The following is a 24257-nucleotide window of genomic DNA, read 5'->3' as shown; positions in this document are numbered from 1 at the left end:
ACCACTTGTGTCTCGGGAGGAGGACGACGCCGTGGCGCTCGTGCGGGTGTACTGCGGTCTGGCCTCTGCGGACGCGACGGGTCGGCCGGCTCCGGCCGGCGCGACGCTGACCTCCGCAGTGGTCGACGACGCAGGCAGACTGCTCCACGTCTGCGAGATCACCGATGACCCGGCTGGCTACGCCCAGCTCGGCGCGGTGCTCGTCGAACGGGGCAGCGGGCCGAGTGGCGTGGCCGTCGCGGCGGACAGCGACGACCACCTGGTCACCTCGCTGCTGAGCGCGGCCGGGCGTCCACTGGTCATCGCCGACGACGACGCCGTCGACGACTTCGCCGAACGCTTCGCCGACGACGAGTCGGCCGAGGAGCGGGAATCCGCCCCGGCCGAGCGGCGCGCCGTCGGGCTGGCCCGGGCGTTGCAGGCCGGCGCGCTCTCCGCGGCCACCCTGCCGCCGCCGCGCGAACTCGTCAGCTTCAAGCCGGTACTCGCCGCGCACGCCGCGCTCGCCAACGGCCGGCACGCCGCCGCCGTGGCCCTGCGCGAGGTGCTGCGCGAGCTCTACCCGGCCGCGCTGCGGGCGTACCCGGACCCGGCCGAGCCGGTCTCGCTGGCCGTACTCGACGCGCTGCCCGAGCCGGGCATGCTCGGCGGCACCGCCGCACGTGGCCGGGACACCTCGGTCGCCACCGACGCCATCGCCGCCCATCTCGCCGCCGACGGTGTGGCCGAGGCCGACGTCATCACCGACGCGGTCACCGCGCTCCGGGTCGCCATCGCGGAGACCCCTCGACGGGGCGCCGCCAACAAGGCCCTCACCTCTGCGGCGGCGGAGACCGTACGACAGGCCGTGGCGGCCGTACGCGCCTGCGACGCCGGCTGCGACGCGCTGGTCGCCACCCTGACCGCCCGGGTCGTCAGCACGCCGGCTCCGAGCCGGCGGGCCGGGCGGCGCAGCGTCGGTGACGCACCGGTGCCGGCCGGCACCGGGCTGCCGGTGCGGGAGCCGGTGCCCAGCTCGGGTCGGCGCAACCGGCACCAGCCGGCGGCGGCCGGCACCGGGCCGGCCAGCCCGCAGCCGATGGGGCCGCCGCCGGTCGCTCCGGCACCGGTCGCACCGCCACCGATGGCCCCGCCACCGGTCACCCCCTCCTCCGCGCCGCCGCTGTCGCCGGCCGCCACGCTCTCGATGCCGGTCGTGCCGGTCTCCGGACCGCCCCGGGAACCGCGCTCGGCGGCGCCCTCCTCCGCGCCGCCGGCCTACCAGGCCGACACGATGGCGAACCGGCCGGTCTCCGCGCCGCCGCCTCCGCCGCCCGGGATGACGCCGATCCCACCGACGCAGCGCGGGTCGATCCCGCCCGCCGAGGCCGGCGAACCCTTCCGGGCCACCCTGACCACCGCCGCCATCAACAGCGCCCGCAACGAGCGGCGGCCGACGCCGATCACGCCCCGACCGAAGACCAACGGGGACAGCTCGACGCGTCCGGGCACGATCTCCGCCGCCGGCCTGACCGTGTCGGTGCCGGCGGCCCGGCCCGAGCCGACGGCACCGCCCGGTTCCCGGGCCAACTGGCCGCTGGTCAACTCGGGCGACGAGCAGGACGACCGGGCGGCCGGGTCGGGATACCCCGGCTACCCGGGCGGGCAGTCCGGCGAGCGGGACGCCCCGGTCAGCGCGGCGCCCGCCGACGGGCGGGTGACCCCGCCGTGGCAGGCGGACGACCTGCCCCCCGAGCCGCCGACGCTGCGCCTCGTCGAGCCGTCGCCGCTGGCCGACCGGCCCCTGCACAACGGTCTGCCCGCCGACAACCCGCCGCTGCGCCTGGTGGACCGGGAGGAGCCGGCGGCCCGGGCCGGATCGGCCCTGCCCCGCCGCAATACCGAGCCGAGCACGCCCCCGGTCTCCGACGAGGGTGACGGCGACCTGCTGATCTTCGCGGCGGCCAGGTCCGCCTGGTTCACCGGTCACCCCGAGGAGAGCGAGGTGGAGTGGTCGTCGACCGCCGACAGCGGTTGGCGGGCCGCCGAGCAGGCGTCCCGGCCCTCGGTCGGCGCCTCGACCAATGCCGGCCTGCCCAAGCGGGTGCCGCAGGCCAACCTGGTGCCCGGTTCGCCGCTGCGGGACGAGCGCCCGCTGCGGATCGTCCGTGACGCTGCCCGGATCGCCGAGCACACCACCGGCTACTTCCGGGGCTGGCGGCGCGGCCAGGAGATCGGCGGCTACGCCGTGGGTGGCCGGCCGGGCCGGGAGGCCGCCGGAGGCTGGGACTTCAGCCGCGACCCCGACGAGCGGGCCGACAACCTTGACTATGAATACCGCTCCGCCGGTTACCGCTCCTGACCGAACCGGACGAACCGCTCCACCGCAAACCCACACCGGCACGTCGACGACTCGGCCGGTGTGGGTTTTCCGCGTCCGCGCAGGGCACTGCGTGCCCGCTCGGCCACGCTCCGCTCTGCCGGGCCCGGCCGGTCGACAGTGCCGCCCGGACCGTCCGGTCAGGACCCGTCGGCTGACTGGTCAATCAGCGTTCAACCTACGTCGACCTGGTGTTTCTTCCCACAGTGTGCGGAGTTGACGACCCGTGGGAGGTGCCGCGACCATACCCCGGGACCGTAGGCGACACCTGCGACCAGCGGATGGAGGGCGACGATGGCCGGACCGGCAGTCGAGGCGTGGACGCTGAGCCGGCGGGGCCTTCTGGCGGCAGCCGCCACCACCCTGCTCGCCGCCTGCGGCCGTGACGACCAGGATCCGGTCGGGCCGCCCGGACCGGACGCCCGCGAACTCGTCATCGGCGCCAGCCTCGAACTCACCGGCCCCGGCCAGGCACTGGGCGTACTCCAGGAACGGGCGCTGAAGATCACCGTCGACAAGCTCAACGAGCAGGGCGTACCCGTCGGCAACCTGCGCCGCACCGTCCGGCTGGTGGTCCGGGACAACGCCAGCGAACCACGGCTCGCCGCCCAGCACGCCACCGAACTGGCCACCCGGGAGAACGTGCACGCGCTGATCGGCGGCTGCCTCGCCGAGACCTCCCTGGCGATCATCCCGATCGCTCAGCAGCAACAGGTGCCGTTCATCTCCTTCGCCGCGGCCGACAACCTCACCGTGCCGCTGGCGCAGCGGACGTACATCTTCAAACTCACCCCGGACGCCCGCGACGTGGCGAGGGCGCTGGCCCCGCTGATTCGCTCGCAGGGCTTCGAACGGGTCGGTCTGCTGGCAGCACCCGGCGCGCACGGCGATTCGGGCGTACGGGCCCTCACAGCGGCTCTCAAGGCGGTCGACGTCGACCTCGCCAAGGTGACCCGGCTGCCCCGGGCCGAGAACGCCGACTACCGACCGGCGGCCCGGAAGGTGACCGACCCCGATCCCGACGCGGTGGTCATCTGGGGCACCGCGCCGTTCTCCGGTACGGCGGCCCGGGCGCTGCGGCAGACCGGCTACGAGGGCCGGATCTTCTTCGACGCCGGTGCGGTGGCCGAGGACACCCTCTCGGAGACGAACGCCCCGGCGGTCGAGGGCGCGTACGTCGTGCACCCCGCCTCGCTGAACAGCTCGTCGCTGACGAACACCTCCACCGCCGGGCTGGACCGGCGGGACTTCGTCTACCGCTACATCCACCTGTACGGCTCGTTCAGCGGCTTCGCCCCGTACGGGGCGGACGCGCTGCGACTGATCGTCAACGCGGCCCGGCTCGGCAAGAGCGTCGACCGGGGTCGGCTCCGCGCCTATCTGGGTAACCAGATCACCGAGGGGATCGCCGGGGCGTACGCGTTCGCCCCGATCCGGCACGGCGGGATGGAGCCGGACTCGCTCGGCGTCTTCACCGTGGTCTCCGGCTCCTGGAGCCGGGTCTCCTGACGTCCCGTCGCGGCGCTCTGCCGCCCCCGCGGCTCCGCCGCCCTCGCGGCCTACCGTCGCCGAGACGGCTCTCCAGAGTGGCTTTCCAGGGCGACGCGGGACCCCCGGCCGCCGCTCTGGCTCTGACGGGGGCGCTGCCGGCACGGCGCGGGATCACTTCCGCCATCACCATCCGAAGGCGACGGTGACGCTCCCGATGCGACCGTGCCGCCTCCATGGTCGACGGGGCCGGCCGCCAGGTGTGGAGCAGGTCCGGCGAACCGCTTCACAGCCGACCGGGCCGCCTCCAGAGGTCGACCGGTCCGGCCTGCACCGTCCGATCCGGATGCCGGTCGACCGGGCGATCCGGATGCCGGTCGCCGGGGTCGCCGGGCGGGGCCACCGGCGCCGAAGCCCGGCCCCTCCGCTCCGCCTCGCCACACCGGCGCAGAGACCCCTCCACCCGGGTCGCGGTCGACGCCGTCGCCAACGGGCGGACGCGGGCGGACGCGGGCAGCCGCCTACCCGGCACGGGCCGGGCAACCACGTCGGGCGTACCGGCCCAGGGCCGGGCCGCTCCCGACGGGCGACGTGTGCTCGCCGGTCAGGCCGGAGCGACGGCGCGCGAGCGCCGCATGGTGAGCACGTACTCGACCAGCGAGATCAGCACGTGCTTGGTCGACTCCCGGTTCCGGGCGTCACACGCGACGACCGGAACCTCGTTCGAGATCGCCAGCGCGTCCCGCACGTCCTGCGGGTCGTGGTACTGCATCCCGTCGAAGCAGTTGATCGCCACGAGGTACGGCAGCCGCCGGTGCTCGAAGAAGTCGATGGCCGCGAAGCAGTCGGCCAGCCGGCGGGTGTCCACCAGGACGACCGCACCGATCGCGCCCCGCACCAGTTCGTCCCACATGAACCAGAACCGCGTCTGGCCCGGCGTGCCGAACAGGTACAGGATGAGATCCCGGTCGATCGAGATCCGACCGAAGTCCATCGCGACCGTGGTGGTCGTCTTGCCTGGCACCTGGCGGGTGTCGTCGACACCCACCCCAGCCGACGTCATGATCGCCTCGGTGGTCAGCGGCGTGATTTCCGAGACCGAACCGACCAGTGTTGTCTTGCCGACGCCAAAGCCACCGGCGATGACGATCTTCGCCGATGTCACGCGCCCGGCCGTTGGGCGGTGCGACATGTCAGAGCCTGCGAAGTCCACTCAGCACCCTCTCCAGCAGTTCAGTGCCCACCGCGTCGTTTGAGTCGTCCAGAATTGTCGGTTCGTGCACCGCCACCAGGCCATCGGCGGCCATGTCGGCGATCAGGACCCGAGCCACTCCGAGCGGTAACTGCATCCGCGCCGCGATCTCCGCGAGCGACTGCAGCCGACCATCACACAGCGCGGCGATGTATTGATGCTCCCGGCCCTGGCCGCCATTGCCGTTACCGGCGGACCGACCGCGCACCGTCGTCTCGACGAGCGCCTCCAGGGCGATGTCCAGTCTCGGCCTAGTACGACCACGGGTAACGGCATATGGCCTCACCAGCGCGCCCGTCGGCTCGTCGCGTTCAGCCATCATCGCCGTTCACCCCCTTCTCGTCGTACCCGAGACTCAAAGCCTGGAGTTCGTCATTGTTCCATTGTCGTCGCACCGGCCGGCGAACCACACCGGCCGGGTACCACCTAGCTCAACATCCCCGCAGCGGCCCGGGGCGGCGGCGTCAACGCGTCACCCACCCGGTCGACGAGCAGTGCCATCTCATATCCCACCTGCCCGACGTCACAGCTGCGGGCGGCGAGGACCGCGAACGACGAGCCGTCCGAGATGGACATCAGGAACAGGAAACCATTGTCCATCTCGACCACTGTCTGCAGCACCGCCCCACCCTCGAAGCAGCGCGCCGCCCCCTGGGTGAGGCTGACCAGGCCGGATGCGATCGCGGCGAGCTGATCCGCCCGGTCACGCGGGAGGTCCCGTGACGACGCCAGGAGCAGGCCGTCCGCGGAGACGGCGATCGCGTGGGCGACGCCGGGCACACGATCGGCGAAGTTGGCCAAGAGCCAACCGAGATCCTGCGTAGATGTCATCCTTCATGCTCCTTCTGGCCGCTTGCGGTCGCGGGGCCCACCCCGGCCTGCGGGGATCGCTGCCCAGCCGGAGTCGCCTCCGGGTTGGTCGACTGGTCGTCCGTCGGGTGCGTGCGGCCACGCTGCACCCCACGGTGGTACGCGGACAAGAGCCCGCGAACCGCCTCCGGCGTACGACGCTGCACCGAGGTGGTCGGCTTCTCCACCGCTCCGGGCACCAACTGTGCCATCGGTACCCGCTTGGGCAGTCCGGTCTGGGTGGTCTGGCCACCCGACGTCGTGGCAGCTGCCGTAGCCGCCATGGCTGCCCGCCAACCGTCGTCGGCAGCCGTACGCCAGCCGCCGCCCTCGCCTGGCCGACCGGTGCCGTTGGTGCCCGGCCCGCTCCCCGGCTGCTGGCCACCGGAGCTCGGGCTGTGCACCGTTGCCGCGTTGCCTGTCGTCGGTACGGATCCGGCTTGGGCCGCGTCGGGAACAGCGGTGTCCACCGCGACGGCCTGGCCGGTCGCCTGGGAGGCCGGACCGGCTCCCTGCGGCTGCCCACCGGTCTCTTCCGGCTTCCGGCGGGTGCGGAACCAGGCCGACTCCAACTCGCGGAAGATCGGCAGTTCCATGGTCTCGTCGGCGAACTTCGGCCGCGCCTCCGCGTTGGCCGTGGCGTCCGCCGCCGGGGGCCGAGCCATCCTGGGCAGCTCGGCGGTCATGTCCAGGGCCGCGGCCAGGCGCTCCGGGACGGGCGGCGCGCTGGCCTCCCGGTCCGGCGTGTTCACCGGCGGCCAGGCCGGAGGTGCGTTGCCGCCCGGAACCGGCGGCTGCGCGGCCGGCGGCGGCACCGGGATCGGCGCTGGCGGCGGCACGGCCGGCGACGGGTTCAGACCGAACGGCGGCGCGGAGACCGGCGGTTGTCCGGCCGGCGGAGCCGAAACCGGCGGGACCGGCGGTGCGGAGACCGGCGGTGGCGCGGTCAGCCCGTTCGGCTGCGGATCCGGCGTGGCCGGGCGCTGCCTGGGGATGAACCCGGACATCGTCGTCTCCGACGCGAGGCCGGCCGGATCCTGCTCGGTGGCCCGCCGCTGCGGTAGCGGCTCGATGTCGTGTCCGTTGGGGATCCGGGGCGTGAAGGGGTCGTTTCCGTTGCGTCCCGCCCGGGCGCCGGTCAGGTCGGACCAGGCCGGCATCTCCCGGGGCTGGCTCGGGGCGCTGCCCTGCCCGCCGCCGTTCATCGCCGGCTCGTAGGGGCGGCCGTGCGGAGCGCCGTCGCGGTCGCGGTCGAAGCCCGGAGCACGGTCGCCGCCGAAGCCGGGACCACGGTCGCCACCGAAGCCCGGGCCACGGTCGCCACCGAAGCCCGGGCCACGGTCGCCACCGAAGGCCGGCACCGGCGGGGCGGCCGGTCCGCTCTCCAGGGCGAGCGGTGCGCCGAGCGCGGGGCGGGCGGAGGGTTCCGGCGTACCCGGGAAGCCGCCCGGGTGCTGCGTCCGGCCGGAGAGCGCCCGGGGAATCAGCATCGTGGTGGGCAGCGTGACGTCGGCGACGGTGCCCCGGTCGTGGCCGGGTCGCAGCTCGACCTTGACGCCGTGCCGGGACGCCAGCCGGGCGACCACGACCAGACCCATCATCCGGGAGACGGTCACGTCGACGGCGGGCGGCGTGGCGAGCCGCTCGTTGAGGTCCTGTAGCTGCTCGGCGGTGATGCCGATGCCCCGGTCCTCGACGAAGAGCGTCGCCCGGTCACCGACCCGGCGGGCCTCGACCATCACCTGCGAGTCCGGCGGGGAGAAGGCCGTGGCGTTGTCGAAGAGCTCGGCGACCAGGTGCACCAGGTCGTTGACGGCCGCGGCCTGGACCTCGATGTCCCGGTCGACCATGCCGAACTCGATCCGGGTGTAGTGCTCGACCTCGGACTGCGCGGCCCGGAGCACGTCGATCAGTGCCGCCGGCTCACGCTGCACCCGGGTCGAGTCGGCACCCGCGAGCACCAGCAGGTTCTCGTCGTTGCGGCGCATCCGGGTGGCCAGGTGGTCGAGCTGGAAGAGCTCGGCCAGCCGGTCCGGGTCCTCCTCGCCGCGCTCCAGCCGGTCCAGGTGACCGATGAGCCGGTCGACCAGGATCTGCGAACGGCGGGCGAGGTTGACGAACATCGTCGCGACCGAGGCCCGCAGTGCGGCCTGCTCGGCTGCGGTCCGGACGGCCTCCAGGTGGACGGCGTTGAACGCCTCGGTCACCTGGCCGAACTCGTCCTTGCTGCGTACCGGTAGTGGCTCGGCGATCTGGTTGGCCACCTGTACCGGTGACATCTGCGCGGTCATCTGCGGGTCGCGCAGTCGGGACACCGCGTGCGGCAGGCCGTACTGGGCGATGGAGAGCGCGCCGTGCCGCAGTTCGCGCAGCGAGCGGGCCATCGAGCGGGCGACCAGGTAGGCGAAGAGCACGGCCAGCAGCAGCATGCTGAGCAGCAGGCCGGTCTCCAGGAAGACCTGGCGCTGCACGTCGTCGCGGAGCGCGCTGGCCTCGGCGAGTACGTCGGAGTCGAGCCGGCCCTCGACCGTACGGATCAGCTGGGCGTTGCCGACCATCGCCGAGTCCCAGTCGTCGGCGTCGAACGGCGCGGCGGACATGCTCGCGTCCGTCCGGCCCCGGATCCAGCCGCCGTAGCTGTCGACCTCGCGCACGTCGGCGCCGGTCACCGTCTCGTCGTAGAAGGCGGACTCGGAGCCGGTCGCGATCGCCTTGAAGGTCTGCAACGCCTGCTGCTGACCGGTCTCGGTGGCGATGTAGTCGGTCTGCAACGCGGCGGTCAGCTCACCGTCGATCAGCGCGCGGTGCACCACGACCCGCCGCATCGACAGGAACTCCTTGCCGCGCGCGTTGGCGGCGGCGGCCCGCATCCGGTCGCTCAGCGAGGCGTTGCCGGCGAGCTGCGAGGCCAGGTCCCGGATGTTGAGCAGGTCGTTGATCAGACCCTCGTACGACTGTGCCGCGTCGGTGAGCTTGAGCTTGGAGTTGATGACCTGGCTGCGGATCCCCGGCAGGTCGGCCAGGCCCTGGTCGATCTGGGCCAGCAGCGCGTCGAAGTTGCCCGGCAGCTCGTCGAGCTGCGCCCGGCGCTCCGAGTAGGGGCCCTTGGCCTTGTCGACCTCGGGATGCACCTTGTTGTAGGCGTCGCGGGCCGTCTTCCGGGTGGTGTCGTTCTGCGCGCCGAGCAGCAGTACGGCGCCGGCCCGCTCGTCCTGCAGGTCGTGCACCAGTTCGCCGGAGGTCTGGGCGAGCGTGGCCAGGGTGTGCGCCCGGTTCGCGTCGTCCAACGTCTCCATGTGGTCGACGATGCTGGTCGTACCGACCACGACGACCGCGATGGTCGGCGCGATCATGATCAGACCCAGCTTCGACCAGATCGGCATGTCGCGCAGCCGGCCGGCGACCGGCCAGCGGAGACGCGACAGGATCGGGCTTGCTGTCTTCGGCCGCTTGCTCACGTCACCGCCTTTCCATCCAGTACCCGGCCAAAGGCCCAGGGCACCGCTGATCGACCGACCCGGGCGGGTCGGACCTCCGAGATTCCATCACGCCGCAACTCAAGAAGAAAGCCCAGGTTGTCACCGACTGGAAGCGCATCCGGATGTCCCCGCGATTTGACAGCAGTCTGTCTTTCTGGTGTCACCCAGGGTAGTCACGCATCCTGTCCATGCTCTACTGCCGTCAACCGTCCAGAACCGGCTGGTCACCGCTCGGCCCGGACCCGGAACCCGCACCGCAACGTATCGAACGTTACCGGCACGGGGAAACCCTACGCCCTCGCGTACGGTGGCTGCGTTCGGCTCCGGTGTCACCGGAAGGCCGGCGCTCGCAGGCGCAGAGAACCATTGCCCGACCGGTCCGGCACGGCAAGGTCGAAGTGCCGGATTACGCGCTCCGTGCGGACCACCGAATGGCCGCCTGGGCAGCCCGGCTGACCGCCCCGGCAGTTTTCCCGACCAAAAGAGATAGCAGACCGGAAATCGTGCGACAACGCCCCGACTCGGTGGCCGATCCGCACCTGGCCGGATCGGCCCACCCGTCAGGACGACAGCTTGGCGTACGCCGGCTTGATCACCTCGTTGATGATGGCGAGCCGCTCGTCGAACGGGATGAAGGCGCTCTTCATCGCGTTGATGGTGAACCACTGCAACTCCGGGTAGCCGTAGTCGAACGCCTCGACCAGCAGCGCCATCTCCCGGGACATCGAGGTACCGCTCATCAGCCGGTTGTCGGTGTTGACGGTGACCCGGAACCGCAGGTCGCGCAGGAGCCCGATCGGGTGCTCCGCGATCGACGGGGCGGCACCGGTCTGCACGTTGGACGACGGGCAGAGTTCCAGCGGGATCCGCTTGTCCCGCACGTACGCGGCGAGCCGGCCCAGCACCGGCCGGTGGTCCCCGGGGGTGATGTCGTCGACGATCCGTACCCCGTGCCCCAGCCGGTCGGCGCCGCACCACTGGATCGCCTGCCAGATCGAGGGCAGCCCGAACGCCTCACCGGCGTGGATGGTGAAGTGGAAGTTCTCCCGTTGCAGGTATTCGAAGGCGTCCAGGTGCCGGGTGGGCGGGAAGCCCGCCTCCGCACCGGCGATGTCGAAGCCGACCACACCGGTGTCCCGGTGCCGGACGGCCAGCTCGGCGATCTCCTGCGAGCGGGCGGCGTGCCGCATCGCGGTCAGCAGCGTGCCGATCCGGATCGGGTGTCCGTGCGCCGCCGCCTCGGCGGCACCCTCGGCGAAGCCGGCCAGCACCGCCTCCACCACGCCATCGAGGTCGAGCCCCCGCTCCAGGTGCTGCTCCGGCGCGAACCGTACCTCCGCGTAGACCACCCCGTCGGCGGCCAGGTCCAGGGCACACTCGGCGGCCACCCGGCGCAGCCCCTCGGCCGTCTGCATCACCGCCACGGTGTGCGCGAAGGTTTGCAGGTAGCGCTCCAGCGAGCCCGAGTCGGCCGCCTCCACGAACCACCGGCCGAGTTCCTCCGGGTCGGTGGTGGGCAGCGGATGCCCCACCGCCTCGGCGAGTTCGACCACCGTCGCCGGGCGCAGCCCGCCGTCCAGGTGGTCGTGCAGCAGCGCCTTGGGTACCCGGACGATCTCTTCGTAGCCGATTGCCGCCATGCCCCGACCCTAGTGGCCCGGCCACCGCGACCAGCGGCGGCACCACCGCCGGCCCCGGCCAGGTCGCGCACTATCGTGACGGGGTGCCACCCGAGGTCCTGCGGCGGCTCCGCTGCCCGGTCTGCGCCCGGCCGCTGGCCGCCGTACCGCCCGCCGCGGCGGTCGCGCTGCGCTGCCCGGTGGGGCACAGCTTCGACCTGGCCCGGCAGGGGTACGTCAACCTGAGCGCCGGCCGGGCCACGCACTCCGGGGACAGCCCGGCGATGGTGGCCGCCCGTGAGGAGTTCCTCGCCGCCGGCCACTACGACCTGATCTCGACCGCACTCGCCGACCTCGCCAGGGCGGTCGCCGGGCCGGCGCCGCAGACGTACCCGGAACTTGTGGTGGATGCCGGCGCCGGCACCGGCCGGCACCTCGGCGCGGTGCTCGACGCGCTCCCCGCCGCCGTTGGGTTGGCCCTGGACGTCTCCAAGCCGGCGCTGCGCCGGGCCGCCCGGGCGCACCCCCGGGCCGGTGCGGCGCTCTGCGACACCTGGCGCGGGCTGCCGCTCGCCGACGGCACCGCGGGGCTGCTGTTGAACGTCTTCGCCCCGCGCAACGGGGCGGAGTTCCGCCGGGTGCTCCGGGGCGACGGCGCGCTGCTGGTGGTCACGCCGACCGCCGAGCACCTCGGCGAACTGGTCGACCGGCTCGGCCTGCTCCGGGTCGACCCGGCCAAGGAGGCCCGGGTCGCCGGCAGCCTGGCCGAGCACTTCACGCCCGGCGCGACGGCCGTGCACCGGGCCACCCTCCGGCTCGACCGGACCGGGATCCGCACCCTGGTCGGGATGGGCCCGAGCGCCTGGCACGCCGACCCCGACCGGCTCGGCCGGCGGATCGACGAACTCCCCGAACCGAGCGCGGTGACCGTGGCGGTCCAGGTGGCCGCCCACCACCCCCGCTGACCGCCGACCCGGCGGGCGGAGCCGGCGGGTCAGGTGGCGGGTCAGGTGGAGAGGTCGACCTCCTCCCAGCCGGCGGGCGGGTCGTGGAACGGGCCGTGGAAGACCACCGCCCACTCCAGCGCCCACCGCCGCTGGCCGATCGCGTTGCTGTCGATCATCCCGGGCAGTTGCAGCCCCGCCTGCTCGGCCTCCAGGTAACCCCAGTCCAGGCAGTAGTAGAAGTCGAGTACGACGGCGACCTCGGCCGCGTCCCGGGGCGCCGCCAGGGTGCGGGAGCGCCACTGGCCGAAGGTCTCCCCCGCCGCCAGGTTGGGCAGCCGCTCCATCAACCGCTCGTCGCTCGGCTCCGTCGGGTCCAGGTGCCGGCTCAGTCCGAGTACCCAGGCCAGCGCGAAGACCGCGTCGTGGTGCAGTACGAAGGAGCGGTGGTCGCCCCGGCTGCCCATCACGAACTGCCACTCCGGCGGCGTCACCGCCTCCACCAGGTGCGAGCCGAGCAGCCAGCTCATCCCCGCCTCCGGCGGCATGCCGAAGCAGCGCGCCAGCACCAGGTGCAGTACCGCCGTCCGGGCCTCGATCTCGGCGGTGGGTCGCAGCTCGACCGCGTCGCCCGGCTCCCAGACCAACGGAAACTGCTCCGGTGGCACGGGCAGCCCCAACCGCCGCAACTCGGTCACGTTGGCGGCCCGGACCGCCTGGGGGTCGGGAGCGGATACGGTCACAGCCTGTTTCCCGTCACGTCGGAGTCGCCTCGGGCGCGCACGGCACCCACGGCACCGCGTGCGGTGTGGCCCGTCGTCGAGCCGACCGCGCACCCGGTGCTACCCCCCGGCGACGGAGGATAGCCGGTCGGCAGGCCGTACACCATGGGCGCCCGGCGTGGCAGCCACACGGGTGGAAGCTGACCGGGACGAGCCCGGGTCGCGCCCGGACCCGGCCCGGTCGGTGGAGCTGGTCGTCGGTGGCGGCGCCCCGGCGGACGGCTAGCCGATCCGGTCGATGACCAGGGCCGGCAGGGTCGGCGGTTCGGCCGAGATCGACACCGCCTCGGCGGCGACGGCGCGCGCCGCCGGGATCCGCCCGGGGTCGTCGGCCCGCAGCTCGTAGAGCGGCTCACCGGCGCGTACCGGATCTCCCGGCCTGCGGTGCAGCAGCACCCCGGCCCCGGCGCTGACCGGGTCCTCCTTGCGGGCCCGTCCCGCGCCGAGTCGCCACGCCGCGATCCCGATCCCGTACGCGTCGACGGCGGCGACGTAGCCGTCCCGGTCCGCCCGGACGACCTCCACCTCCGGGGCGACCGGCAGCGGGGCGTCCGGATCCCCGCCCTGGGCCCGGATCATCGCCCGCCAGACGTCCATGGCCCGGCCGTCCCGCAGCGCCCGCTCCGGGTCGACGTCCGGCAGTCCGGCGGCCACCAGCATCTCCCGGGCCAACTCGACGGTCAGCTCCACCACGTCGGCCGGCCCGCCACCGGCGAGTACCTCGACCGACTCGGCCACCTCGACCGCGTTGCCCACGGCCAGCCCCAGCGGCGTCGACATGTCGGTCAACAGGGCGACCGTGCGCACCCCGTGCGCGCCGCCCAGCTCCACCATGGTCCGGGCCAGTTCCCGGGCATCCGCCTCCGACTTCATGAACGCGCCCGAGCCGACCTTGACGTCCAGCACCAGCGCCCCGGTACCCTCCGCGATCTTCTTGCTCATGATCGAGCTGGCGATCAGCGGGATCGCCTCCACCGTGCCGGTGACGTCGCGCAGCGCGTAGAGCTTGCGGTCGGCCGGCGCCAGCCGCTCGCCGGCCGCGCAGATCACCGCACCGACCTCACCCAGTTGGGCGATGAACTCGTCGTTGCCGAGCGCGGCCCGCCACCCCGGGATCGACTCCAGCTTGTCCAGCGTCCCGCCGGTGTGCCCCAGCCCCCGCCCGGAGAGCTGCGGTACGGCGGCACCACACGCCGCCACCAGCGGCGTGAGCGGCAGGGTGATCTTGTCGCCGACCCCACCCGTGGAGTGCTTGTCCACGGTCGGCCGACGTACCCCGGAGAGGTCCAGCCGGTCTCCGCTGGCGATCATCGCGGCGGTCCAGCGGGCGATCTCGGCCGGCGTCATGCCGCGGAGCAGGATCGCCATCGCCAGCGCCGACATCTGCTCGTCGGCGACCCGCCCCCGGGTGTACGCGTCGACCACCCAGTCGATCTGCTCGTCGGAGAGCGTCCCACCGTCCCGCTTCGCCCGGATCACGTCGACCGCGGCTAACCCACCCACAGCTTGCTTCCTCTTCCCAGTTGCCTGTCGAAACCCGGACTGCCGGTCGAACCCCGAATCGGACTCGGGTCGAAGCCCGGACCGGGCTCAGCCGCCCCACCGCTGCGGGATCTCGACCGGCGGCTCCGCCTCACCCGCCCAGAACATCGCCCCGTCGGCGTCGACCACCACCACCCGGGGGGTACGCGCCTGCCCCCAGCTCACCGCCTCGGCCGGGTCGTCCCAGCTCGGGGCCTCCTCGAGTACCCCGGTCTGCGCCCCCTCGGCGTCACCGGCGGCCCGCTCCCAGTAGCCGGTCCAGACCCGCCGCCCACCCGAGACGTCCGGGTGCACGAAGACGGTCCCCCGGCCCCGCCACGCGGCCAGCGCCTCCGGTACCGCCGGCACCTTCACCGAGTCGGCGATCGCCTCCAGGTCCTCCACCCCGAAGGCGTGCGGCAGCAGCTCCGCCATCCGCAGCGGCACCGGATCCGCCTCGATCAGGCACTCCGGCCCGCCGTTCTCCCAGAGGAGCTGCCGGCACCGCCCGCACGGCATCAGCGGCTCGCCGGTCGCCCCCACGCACGACAGCGCGACCAGCCGGCCCCCGCCCGAGGCGTGCAGCGCCGACACCACGCCGCACTCGGCGCAGAGCGTCACCCCGTAGCCGGCGTTCTCGACGTTGCAGCCGACCACCACCCGGCCGTCGTCGACCAGCGCCGCCGCCCCGACCGGAAAGTTCGAGTACGGCGCGTACGCGTGCCGCATCACGTCGGTCGCGGCGGCCCGCAGCTTCGCCCAGTCAATCTCCATCGTCACGCCCCCATCCTGCCCCGCCGCTGGTCAGCCCTTGATGTAGGGCTTGCCGTCGGCGGCCGGCGCCCGCACCTTGCCTACCAGGCCGGCCACGGCCAGCAGCGTCGCGAGGTACGGCAGCATCGCCAGGAACTCGCTCGGAATGCTGCTGTCGATGGCGCCCAGATAGGTGCCGAGCTGGTCGGCGAAGCCGAAGAAGAGCGCCGCCAGCAGGGCACCGGTCGGACTCCACCGCCCGAAGATCAACGCGGCCAGCGCGATGAAGCCCTTGCCGCCGATCATGTTCTTGCTGAAGGTGTAGAGCGCCAGCGTGTAGGAGGCGCCGCCCAGCCCGGCGACCATGCCGGCGAGCAGCACGTTGCGGTAGCGCAGCGCCAGTACCTTCACCCCGAGGGTGTCGGCGGCGGTCGGGTGCTCACCCACCGAGCGGGTCCGCAGCCCCCACCGGGTACGGAACAGCGCGACGTGGATCACCACCACCAGGATCAGCGCCAGGTAGAGGAAGATGTTGCCCCGGAACAGCGCCGGCCCGAGCACCGGGATGTCCGACAGCACCGGGATCGGCCACGCCTCGAACCTCGGCGGCTGGTTGTACTTCGCCGCCTCCGGCTGCATCAGCCGCTCGTAGAGGAAGCCGGTCAGGCCGACCGCGAAGAGGTTGAGCACGATGCCCATCACCACCTGGTCGACCAGGTAGCGGATGGTGAAGACCGCCAGCAGCAGCGAGATCAGCGCCCCGCCCAGCGCCGCCGCGATCAGCCCGATCCAGGCGCTCGCCGCGATCGTGCCGACCAGGGCACCGGCGAAGGCGCCCATCAGCAGCTGACCCTCGATCGCCACGTTCACCACGCCGGAGCGCTCACAGAGCACCCCGGCCAGGGCACCGAAGATCAACGGCAGGGCCAGGATGAAGGTACCCCGGACGATGTTGACCAGCGGCATGAAGTTCTGCCCGGCCGGCGCGGCCGAGACCTGCCAGCAGAGGAAGGAGAGCACCACCCCGACCACCGCGACACCGAGCAGCGGCACGAACCAGCGCTTCGGCAGCCCGGAGAGCAGCGCCGCGCCGGCCGCCGCCGCGACCAGCCCGAACAGGATCGCCCCGACGGTGCCGTCGATGGCCAGCGCCGCACCGCCGGCATCCTCGCTGAGGGTGAACCGGGCATCCTCGCCGGTGGCCAGCGCACCGAAGAGGACCGCCGCGACCAGCCCGAGCAGGACGGCACCGGCGCCGACCTTACGGTCCCGGGTCCAGAAGCCCGGCCGCACGGTGACGGCCAGTTCCTCGACAGCAATGGTGGACATCAGCGCTGCCTTCCGTTCGCGACTGCGGGGCTCGCAAGCTCACTCCTCGCGCTCACCGGGCTACCAGCCCTTCGCCATGCTCGTGGACAACCTGGCGGCCCGGGCGGCCCGGAGCGCGAAGATCGCCTTCACCAGTGCCGGCGCGGCGATGAAGATGACGATCAGCGCCTGGAGCACGGTGACCAGCTCCAGCGAGATGCTGGCGTACGACTGCATCCGGTTGCCGCCGGCCTGGAGCGCCCCGAAGAGCAGCGCGGCGAGCGCGACCCCCCACGGCTTCACCCGGCCGAGCAGTGCCACCAGGATGCCGTCGAAGCCGATCTGGGCGACCACCAGCGGGGTGAGCGCGGTGGCGGTGGTGCCGAGCACCATGTTCGCGCCGCCCAGCCCGGAGAGCGCCCCGGCGATCACCATCACCAGCACGTACGTCCGGCCGACGCTGATCCCCGCGGTCCGCGCCGCGTCCGGGTTGGCGCCGACCGCGCGCAACTCGAAGCCGAAGGTGGAGCGGTTGAGTAGCCAGCCGACCGCCCAGGTGGCGGCGACCGCCAGCACGATGCCGAGGTGTACCCGCAGGTCGCTGCCGAGCAGCCGGGGCAGTTGGGCGGAGCCGTCCACCGGCCGGCTGATCGCGTCCGTCCGGTCCGGATCGTGTACGCCGTTCTGCACGATGATCCAGGCCAGGAAGGAGATGGCGACGTAGTTGAGCATGATCGTGGTGATCACCTCGTGCGCACCGGTACGCGCCTTCAGGAAACCGGGGACGAAGCCCCAGATCGCCCCGCCCAGCGCGCCGGCCAGCACCGCCACGATCAGGTGCACCACCGGCGGCAGCGGCAGCAGGAAACCGGCCAGCGCGGCCAGGATCACCCCGATGGTGGCCTGCCCCTGTGCACCGATGTTGAACAGGCCGCCCCGGAAGGCGAGCGAGACCGCCAGCCCGGTGAAGACCAGCGGGGCGGTGTAGGTCAGCGTCTCCGAGATCGGCGCGAAGACCGGCTGCCAGCCGCCGGTGCCGTTCGCCCAGGCCTGTACGGCCGCCGGGTCGACGACCGCCCCCTTGAACAGGTTCGCGTACGCGTCGCTGACAACGGCCCAGCTGGAGTTGAGCGCGTCGGATGGCTGGGCGGTGAAGTAACCCCAGGTGGCGAGCACGTCCGGGTCGGAGACGATGATCAGTACCGCGCCGATCAGCGTGGCCAGCACGATCGCCAGCACGGTGACCGTGACGGTGTTGGCCGCCCAGAGGTTGTGCACGAACGCCCGGAGCAGTTGCCGGCCGCCGCCGTCCCGGTCGGTCAACGCGTCCCCGGGCCCGCCCCGGGCAGCCCCGGAGTCGGCCGGCGCCGTACCGCCGGAATCGGCCGCGCCGGCTGCGGTGGACGGATCGGCCGTGCCGACCGTGCCCACCGGCCCGGCACCGGGCCGCTGCCCGGCCGGAGACTTCTCCGGCGACGGCGAGCCGGGCTCGTTCACGTCGGTCATCGGGTTTCCTCGCTACCAGCGACGTCGGGAGCCGGGGTCACCGGCCCGTCGGGGGTTGCGTTCTCTGCGGTGCCGGCGGTGCCGTCCGGTGCGGCGTCGGTGATGCCGGCCATCAGCAGGCCGATCTCCTCGCGCGGGGTGTCCGGCCCGACGACGCCGAGGATCCGGCCCCGGTACATCACCGCGATCCGGTCGGCCAGCCCGATCACCTCGTCCAACTCGCTGGAGACCAGGAGTACGGCGGTGCCGATGTCCCGCTCGTGGATGATCCGGCGGTGGATGAACTCGATCGAGCCGACGTCCACGCCCCGGGTCGGCTGGGCGGCCACGAAGAGCTTGAGCGGCCGGGACATCTCCCGAGCGATGATCACCTTCTGCTGGTTGCCGCCGGAGAGCGTGCCGACGGCCGCCTCCGCCGACGAGGTGCGTACGTCGAACTCGGGGATCCGCTCCCGCGCCGAGGCGGTGATCGCGTCCGGCCGGAGCACCAGCCCGGAGCCGAACGGCGGCCGGTCGTAGATGTCCAGCACCAGGTTCTCGGCGACGCTGAACTCCTTGACCAGCCCGTCGACGCTGCGGTCCTCGGGGACGTAGCCGACCCCGGCCCGCAGCACCCGCTTGGTCGGCCAGCCGTCGATGCGCTGCCCGCCCAGGCTCACCGTGCCGTGCAACACCGGGCGCAGCCCCATCAGCGCCTCGATCAGCTCGGTCTGGCCGTTGCCCTGCACACCGGCGATGCCGAGCACCTCACCGGCGCGTACGGTCAGGTCGACGCCGTCGACGGCGCGTACCGAGCGCTCGTCGTCGACGACCAGGCCCTCGACCTCCAGTACCGGTTCACCCGGCGCGGCGGCGGCCTTCTGCACGGTCAGGTTGACCGTACGCCCGACCATCAGCGCGGCCAGCTCGTCCTCGCTCGCGCTCGGGCTGGCGGTGCCGACGGTCCGGCCCCGGCGGATCACGGTGATCCGGTCGGCGATCGCCTTGACCTCTTTGAGCTTGTGCGTGATGAAGACGATCGACTTGCCGGACTCCTTGAGCGACCGCATGATCCCGAGCAGTTCCTCGGTCTCCTGCGGGGTCAGCACGGCGGTCGGCTCGTCCAGGATGAGCAGGTCGACGTCCCGGGTCAGGGCCTTGAGGATCTCGACCCGCTGCTGCACGCCGACCGGCAGGTCCTCGACCACCGCGTCCGGGTCGACCCGCAGGTTGTAGCGGCCGGAGACCTCGGTGACCTGGCGGCGGGCCCGCCGCCGGTCGAGGAAGCCGGCGATGCCGCCCCGGATCTGCTCGGCGCCGAGCATCACGTTCTCGGCCACGGTGAAGACCGGGACCAGCATGAAGTGCTGGTGCACCATGCCGATGCCGGCCGCGATGGCGTCGCCGGGGCCCTTGGCCTTCAGCGGCCTGCCGTCGACCAGGACCTCGCCCTCGTCGGGCTGGAGCAGGCCGTACAGCACGTTCATCAGAGTGGACTTGCCCGCGCCGTTCTCGCCGAGCAGCGCGTGGATCTCTCCTGGCTCCACCGTCAGGTCGATGTGGTCGTTGGCGACCAACTCACCGAACCGCTTGGTGATGCCGCGCAGTTCGAGTCTCAGCGCAACCTCCTGGAGTGCGGGCGATGGTGCAGCCTAGCTGCTGCTCGGACCGGGTCGACAGGGCCTCATCCGTCGATCGCCGCGGGCTGTTCGGCCCGCCCGGGCCGGTCTGTCGGCTCGCTCCGGCCGGCGTGAAAACCGGCCGCCCCGATCGGCGCGGAGATATGTCTCCACGACGGTCGGAGCGACCGGATCCTCGGCGTCGGAGCCGTACCGGTCGACCGCCCGACCAGGTCGGACGGTCGACCCGGGGGTCACTTCGGCTGGCTGGCCGAGGTGACCTTGATCGCACCGGAGCTGATGTCAGCCTTGATCTTGTCGACCTCGGCCTTCAGCTCCGCCGGCACCTTGCTGTCGAACTCGTGGTACGGCGCCAGCGAGACGCCGTTGTTGGCCAGGGTGCCGAGGTAGCCGGGGTCGTGCGCCAGCTTCTCGCCCTTGGCCGCGGTCACCACGGCGTCCTTCACCGCGTCGGTGATGTTCTTGACCACGGTGGTCATCAGGGCCGGGCAGTTCGGGGTGCTCTGGCAGCCGTCGACGTCGACCCAGATCACCGAGTACTTGCCGGCGGAGGCCTGCGCCGCCGCCGTGGTGCCCAGACCGGCGCCGCCGGCCACCGGCATGATGATGTCCGCGCCCTGGGCGACCAGGGTGTCGGAGACCTTCTTGCCCTCGTCCTGCTTGACGAAGTCGTTGGTGAAGGACCCGTTCTGGGTCTGCTTGTTCCAGCCCAGCACCTGGACGTTCTTGCCCTTGGTCTTGTTGTAGTGGGCCACCCCGTCGGCGTAGCCGTCCATGAAGATGGTCACCGGGCCGATCTTCATGCCGCCGTAGGTGCCGACCTTGCCGGTCTTGGTCATCCCGGCCGCCAGGTAACCGGCGAGGAAGCCGGCCTGCGCGGTGTCGAACTGCATCGGGAAGACGTTGCTCTCCGGCAGCTTCGCGTCGACGATGCCGAACTGCTGGTCCGGGTTCGCCTTGGCGATCTTGGAGGTCGCCTCGCCCATCAGGCCACCGACGGCGAGGATGAAGTCGCAGTCCTGGTTGACGTACTGGGTCAGGTTCGGCTCGTAGTCGGCCTCGGCCTTGGACGCCACGTACTTGATATCGATCTTGCTGTCAGCGGCCTTGGCCGCCTCCAGGCCCGCCCAGGCGGAGGTGTTGAACGACTTGTCGTCGATGCCTCCGACGTCCGTCACCATGCACGCGGTGTACTTGTCGGCCGCGGCGCCGCCCGCGTTGCTATCGCTCGGTGCCTCACCACACGCGGCGGCGGCGCCCAGCGCGAGCCCGCCCACCGCGAATACCGAGACGATCCGCATCCCACGCACAGAGCGCAAGACGGTCTCCTTCCCATTGCACACCGCCCACCGCGGTGGCAGCCCTAAGCCGGCCTGCGCGTTGCCGCCGGCTGTCCCACGTTACGGACGGGAGCGTACGCCCGCGCCTGTCCACCGGCCGACAATCGTGCCTGACTGTTGAACGCCCGTTACCCTTACGTAACTTCAGGGTGCGCGACATCACTTCCCGGCCCGCCCGATGCGTGACCTGGACCTATGGGACGTCCCGTTTCGGGCCTTCCGCCCCGGCCGACCGCCGCCGGACCCGGCCGACCGCCGCGCCGGATTCGCCCGACGCCGGGTCGACGGCTCAGCGGCCGGGTCAGCGGCCCCGGGTCAGCGCCAGAAGACCGCGACCGCGGCGTTGACCAGGGTCAGCCCGATGATCGCCAGGAAGTGACCTCGGTTGACCGCCTCCCGCTTCCGGGAGAAGAAGACCATCACGAAGATCATCAGCCCGATCACCAGCTTGGTGGCGAGCTTCGCCGGTGACGGCTCGTCGCCGTCGCGCAGCGGCGCGGAGAGTCCGATGCCGGTCAGCACCTGGATGGTGGCGCCCCAGAGCATCAGCGGGTTGATCCGGATCCGTCCGGTGACGTACTGGGCGGCGGCACCACCCAGCAGCAGGGCGAAACCGATCAGGTGGGCGTAGAGGAGTATCAGCCGGAGAGGTTCCACGGCGGCCATCCTCCCCCATCCCGCCACCGCACGTCCCCCCGCCCCGGACGACGGGGGGATCATGCTCCGTCCGGGAAGTGGCGGCATCCCGGGTCGAACGAGGTCACTACCTGCCCGAAGTCGCCCCGCGCCGGAGCGCGACGAGCAGCAGGCCGGCGGCGGCGTAGGCGGCGAGGACCAGCAGCGGGGTGGTGGCGCCGGCACCGTCGAAGAAGGCGGCGGAGCGGAGCAGGGTGCCGCCGGCACCGATCGGCAGCCACTGACCGACCTCGCCCCAGGGCTGGGGCAGCAGTTCCGGTGCGGCGCCGACCGCCGAGAGCGGGTTGCCGACCAGGAAGACGAGTATCGCGCCGAGCCCGATGCCCGGCCGCCCCAGCAGCGCGCCGAGCCCGGCGACGGTGGCCGCGGTCGCCAGCCCGACGAGCCCGAGGGTGGCCCCGACGGTCACGGCGTCGCCGGGCAGCAGGCCGAGCCAGCCCTGGAGCACCAGCGGGCCGGCGACGCCGACCAGCAGCCCGAAGCCGACCAGCCCGGCCAGCCGGGCCAGCCGGCCACCCACCAGCAGCACCAGCAGCGCCCCGAACAGCATGCCGGTCAGCCCGAGCGGCAGGAAGCCGGCCGCGAAGCCGGCGCCCCGGGGGTCGTCCGGGTCCGCCGGCACGACGTCGACCACCCGCACGGGCTGGCCGCCGGAGAACTCCCCGGCCGCCTGGGTGAGCAGGGCCGCCACGGTGGGGCTGGCCGCGCTCGCGGTGTGCAGGGTGGCGCCGTCCGGGCCGAGCACGAAGGCGGCGTACGCCTCGCGGTCGCGCAGCGCCCGCTCGGCGGCCGCGCCGTCGGGCAGCCGGGTCACGTCGAAGGCGCCCGGTGCGGCGGCGTCGAGCTGCCCGACCAGCCGGTCGGCGGCCGGCGCCGGGCCCGCGACGACCACCGGCAGGTCGCGCGGCTCCAGGTTCGCCGCCGGCCCGGCGAAGAGGGGTACGAGCAGCGACTGCAACAGCACCACCGCCACGGCCAGCAGTACGGCGACCGGCAGCGGCCGGCGCAGGTGTGTCGGGGTGGACGGCTCGGACGGCGCCGATGGCCGGGTCGTTTCCGATGGGCGGGTCGTCTCCGATGGATGGGCCATCTCCGGGACTCCTCCTAAAACGAATGCTCGTTCTCTTATTCCCAGCGTCCTCCCAGCCGATGACCGAGTCAAGGAACGAGCGTTCGTTTTACACTGTGTGCCGTGCCACGCGTATCCGAGGAACACCTCGCGGCCCGGCGACGGCAGATCCTCGACGCCGCCCGGCGCTGCTTCCTGCGCAACGGCTTCCACGCCACCTCCATGCAGGACGTGATCTCCGAGGCCGGCCTCTCGGTCGGCGCCGTCTACCGCTACTTCGGCAGCAAGCACGAGCTGGTCACCGCGATCGCCGAGTCGGTACTCGACGGTGCCGACCAGCTCTTCGAGACGCTCGCCTCGGCCGAGCCGCCACTGCCGCTGATCGAGGCGCTGGACCGGGCGCTCGCGTTCGTCGAGTCCCAGACCGGCCCGGACGGCGTCTTCCCGCTCGCCATCCAGGTCTGGGCCGAGTCGCTGCGCGATCCCGCGCTGGCCGAGTTCGTCGCCCGGCTGTACGGCCGCTTCCGTTCCCGCTTCGTCGAGCTGGCCCGCCGGGCCCAGCAGGCCGGCGAGCTGCCGGCCGACGCCGACGTCGAGGCGGTCGGTGCCGCCCTGTTCGGCCTGATCCCCGGCTTCGCCCTGCAACGGATCCTTGCCGCCGGCCCGGATTCGAGGACCTATCTCGACGGCGTACGTGCCCTCCTCGCCGGCCACGGCGTGCGACAGTAGGTGACGGAAGCCGTCCGATCAGGACGGGCCCGGCCCGGGGCGGCAGCCGAGGTCAGGGCGTACTGGATCTTCCACGGTCCCGGTGGCCGGGCTACCATCGGCCGACCCGGGGTTGACGACCCGGCCCCGGCGCAGAGCCCCGGCTACGCCGCGACCGGCCGGCAGGGCGGACGGGAGTCACGCTGTGGTGTTGGCCAGGAGCGCGACCGGCGGCAGTCGCCGGCCGGTGATCGTGTTTCTCGCGCTGGTGGAGTCGGCGGCGGTGCTGCTCGCCCTCGGCATCGCCGGGGTCGCGACCAGCGGGGACGGTCGCCCGGCCGCTCCGGCCGCCGCCCCGGCCAGCACACCCCCGGCACCGACCCCGTCGGCGCTGCCCACCTCGGCCATCGGCACCGCGCCGGTGATCCGGCCCGGCCGGCCGGGCGAGTCGGCCCAGGTGCTCCGCCCGGACCAGCTCACCCCGCCGCCCGGGGCACAGCACAACGCGGCCGACATCCGGTTCGTCACGATGATGGTGCCGCACCACGAGCAGGCGCTCCAGCTGGCCGCGCTGGTCCCGGAGCGGGCCGGCAGCACCGGCGTGATCGCGGTCGCCGACCGGATCCGGGCCGCCCAGCAGCCCGAGGTCGAGGTGCTGCGGGGCTGGCTGCGCGACCGCGGCCTCGACTCGCTGCTCGGCGGGACCGGGCACGACCACCCCACCATGCACGGCATGCAGACCCCGGAGGCGATCGCCGCGCTCACCGCGACGACCGGGACGGACTTCGACCGGATGTTCGTCGAGATGATGAGCGCGCACCACCAGGGCGCCATCGCGATGGCCCAGGAGGTACTGGTGAACGGCGTCGACCGGCAGATCCGGGAGCTGGCCCGGAACATCGCCTTCGAGCAGGCCGTCGAGGTCAACCGGATGCGCGAGGTGCTCGACCCGAAGTCGAAGTGAG

Annotated in this window: 19 protein-coding genes; 5 read left to right on the top strand and 14 right to left on the bottom strand. The window is 72.8% G+C overall.

What is annotated here, in order from left to right; genetic code table 11:
* The first annotated feature begins 7 nt into the window (after nt 1-7).
* Nucleotides 8-2341: a transposase gene (locus C6361_RS12550; RefSeq protein WP_107267846.1), complete on the top strand. Its 2334-nt coding sequence runs from the start codon at nt 8-10 to the stop codon at nt 2339-2341.
* 312 nt (nt 2342-2653) lie between these two features.
* Nucleotides 2654-3868 (top strand): ABC transporter substrate-binding protein, encoded by a 1215-nt coding sequence (locus C6361_RS12545; protein WP_107267845.1) that lies wholly within the window; start codon nt 2654-2656, stop codon nt 3866-3868.
* Nucleotides 3869-4451: 583 nt separating this feature from the next.
* Here C6361_RS12545 and C6361_RS12540 read toward each other — a convergent pair.
* The 5 genes from C6361_RS12540 to C6361_RS12520 all read right to left on the bottom strand — a co-directional run bounded on the left by C6361_RS12540 (nt 4452) and on the right by C6361_RS12520 (nt 11067).
* Entirely contained in the window at nt 4452-5039 is a 588-nt protein-coding gene (locus tag C6361_RS12540; RefSeq protein ID WP_101369592.1) for an ATP/GTP-binding protein, read from the bottom strand.
* Nucleotide 5040: 1 nt separating this feature from the next.
* Nucleotides 5041-5418, bottom strand: coding sequence for a DUF742 domain-containing protein (locus C6361_RS12535; RefSeq protein ID WP_101371820.1), 378 nt, complete (start codon nt 5416-5418; stop codon nt 5041-5043).
* A 107-nt stretch (nt 5419-5525) separates the two neighbouring features.
* Nucleotides 5526-5930, bottom strand: coding sequence for a roadblock/LC7 domain-containing protein (locus C6361_RS12530; RefSeq protein WP_107257776.1), 405 nt, complete (start codon nt 5928-5930; stop codon nt 5526-5528).
* Nucleotides 5927-9406 (bottom strand): sensor histidine kinase, encoded by a 3480-nt coding sequence (locus C6361_RS12525; RefSeq protein ID WP_107267844.1) that lies wholly within the window; start codon nt 9404-9406, stop codon nt 5927-5929. Before C6361_RS12525 ends, C6361_RS12530 begins: the two co-directional genes overlap by 4 nt.
* Before the next feature lie 581 nt (nt 9407-9987).
* On the bottom strand, nt 9988-11067 hold the full coding sequence (locus tag C6361_RS12520; protein WP_107257774.1) for an adenosine deaminase: 1080 nt from the start codon (nt 11065-11067) through the stop codon (nt 9988-9990).
* An 83-nt stretch (nt 11068-11150) separates the two neighbouring features.
* Here C6361_RS12520 and C6361_RS12515 point away from each other — a divergent pair, with 83 nt between their 5' ends.
* Nucleotides 11151-12011 (top strand): putative RNA methyltransferase, encoded by an 861-nt coding sequence (locus C6361_RS12515; RefSeq protein WP_107257773.1) that lies wholly within the window; start codon nt 11151-11153, stop codon nt 12009-12011.
* Nucleotides 12012-12052: 41 nt separating this feature from the next.
* Here C6361_RS12515 and C6361_RS12510 read toward each other — a convergent pair whose 3' ends face one another.
* The 9 genes from C6361_RS12510 to C6361_RS12470 form a co-directional block, all read right to left on the bottom strand.
* Nucleotides 12053-12733 (bottom strand): DUF4272 domain-containing protein, encoded by a 681-nt coding sequence (locus C6361_RS12510; RefSeq protein ID WP_107257772.1) that lies wholly within the window; start codon nt 12731-12733, stop codon nt 12053-12055.
* 261 nt (nt 12734-12994) lie between these two features.
* Entirely contained in the window at nt 12995-14275 is a 1281-nt protein-coding gene (locus C6361_RS12505; RefSeq protein ID WP_107267843.1) for a thymidine phosphorylase, read from the bottom strand.
* A gap of 87 nt (nt 14276-14362) precedes the next feature.
* Entirely contained in the window at nt 14363-15067 is a 705-nt protein-coding gene (locus tag C6361_RS12500) for a cytidine deaminase (RefSeq protein WP_107263798.1), read from the bottom strand.
* Between the two features lie 30 nt (nt 15068-15097).
* Complete coding sequence (locus tag C6361_RS12495; protein WP_107267842.1) at nt 15098-16375, bottom strand: ABC transporter permease; 1278 nt, start codon at nt 16373-16375, stop codon at nt 15098-15100.
* 60 nt (nt 16376-16435) lie between these two features.
* On the bottom strand, nt 16436-17860 hold the full coding sequence (locus C6361_RS12490) for an ABC transporter permease (protein WP_107267841.1): 1425 nt from the start codon (nt 17858-17860) through the stop codon (nt 16436-16438).
* A complete protein-coding gene (locus C6361_RS12485) occupies nt 17857-19416 on the bottom strand; it encodes an ABC transporter ATP-binding protein (RefSeq protein WP_369931383.1) in 1560 nt (519 codons plus the stop codon). Before C6361_RS12485 ends, C6361_RS12490 begins: the two co-directional genes overlap by 4 nt.
* A 296-nt stretch (nt 19417-19712) precedes the next feature.
* On the bottom strand, nt 19713-20780 hold the full coding sequence (locus C6361_RS12480; protein ID WP_107267839.1) for a BMP family protein: 1068 nt from the start codon (nt 20778-20780) through the stop codon (nt 19713-19715).
* Between the two features lie 354 nt (nt 20781-21134).
* Nucleotides 21135-21476, bottom strand: coding sequence for a hypothetical protein (locus tag C6361_RS12475; RefSeq protein WP_107263797.1), 342 nt, complete (start codon nt 21474-21476; stop codon nt 21135-21137).
* 106 nt (nt 21477-21582) lie between these two features.
* Nucleotides 21583-22605: a hypothetical protein gene (locus tag C6361_RS12470; protein WP_234359465.1), complete on the bottom strand. Its 1023-nt coding sequence runs from the start codon at nt 22603-22605 to the stop codon at nt 21583-21585.
* A 102-nt stretch (nt 22606-22707) separates the two neighbouring features.
* Here C6361_RS12470 and C6361_RS12465 point away from each other — a divergent pair, with 102 nt between their 5' ends.
* Together C6361_RS12465 and C6361_RS12460 are read left to right on the top strand one after the other, a co-directional pair.
* Nucleotides 22708-23313 (top strand): TetR/AcrR family transcriptional regulator, encoded by a 606-nt coding sequence (locus tag C6361_RS12465; RefSeq protein WP_199853334.1) that lies wholly within the window; start codon nt 22708-22710, stop codon nt 23311-23313.
* A gap of 190 nt (nt 23314-23503) precedes the next feature.
* Nucleotides 23504-24256, top strand: a complete 753-nt coding sequence (locus tag C6361_RS12460) for a DUF305 domain-containing protein (protein WP_234359464.1) — start codon at nt 23504-23506, stop codon at nt 24254-24256.
* Nucleotide 24257 lies beyond the last annotated feature (1 nt).

The sequence above is a fragment of the Plantactinospora sp. BC1 genome, from assembly GCF_003030345.1.
Lineage (GTDB): Bacteria > Actinomycetota > Actinomycetes > Mycobacteriales > Micromonosporaceae > Plantactinospora.
This window is presented reverse-complemented; position numbering and strand designations above follow the sequence as displayed.

What these genes read in the sequence shown, in the direction of transcription:
- C6361_RS12545 (WP_107267845.1), top strand. Translation starts at nt 2,654, where the DNA reads ATGGCCGGACCGGCAGTCGAGGCGTGGACGCTGAGCCGGCGGGGCCTT.
- C6361_RS12470 (WP_234359465.1), bottom strand. Translation starts at nt 22,605, where the DNA reads ATGGCCCATCCATCGGAGACGACCCGCCCATCGGAAACGACCCGGCCA.
- C6361_RS12535 (WP_101371820.1), bottom strand. Translation starts at nt 5,418, where the DNA reads ATGGCTGAACGCGACGAGCCGACGGGCGCGCTGGTGAGGCCATATGCC.
- C6361_RS12540 (WP_101369592.1), bottom strand. Translation starts at nt 5,039, where the DNA reads ATGTCGCACCGCCCAACGGCCGGGCGCGTGACATCGGCGAAGATCGTC.
- C6361_RS12520 (WP_107257774.1), bottom strand. Translation starts at nt 11,067, where the DNA reads ATGGCGGCAATCGGCTACGAAGAGATCGTCCGGGTACCCAAGGCGCTG.
- C6361_RS12530 (WP_107257776.1), bottom strand. Translation starts at nt 5,930, where the DNA reads ATGACATCTACGCAGGATCTCGGTTGGCTCTTGGCCAACTTCGCCGAT.
- C6361_RS12500 (WP_107263798.1), bottom strand. Translation starts at nt 15,067, where the DNA reads ATGGAGATTGACTGGGCGAAGCTGCGGGCCGCCGCGACCGACGTGATG.
- C6361_RS12490 (WP_107267841.1), bottom strand. Translation starts at nt 17,860, where the DNA reads ATGACCGACGTGAACGAGCCCGGCTCGCCGTCGCCGGAGAAGTCTCCG.
- C6361_RS12495 (WP_107267842.1), bottom strand. Translation starts at nt 16,375, where the DNA reads ATGTCCACCATTGCTGTCGAGGAACTGGCCGTCACCGTGCGGCCGGGC.
- C6361_RS12480 (WP_107267839.1), bottom strand. Translation starts at nt 20,780, where the DNA reads ATGCGGATCGTCTCGGTATTCGCGGTGGGCGGGCTCGCGCTGGGCGCC.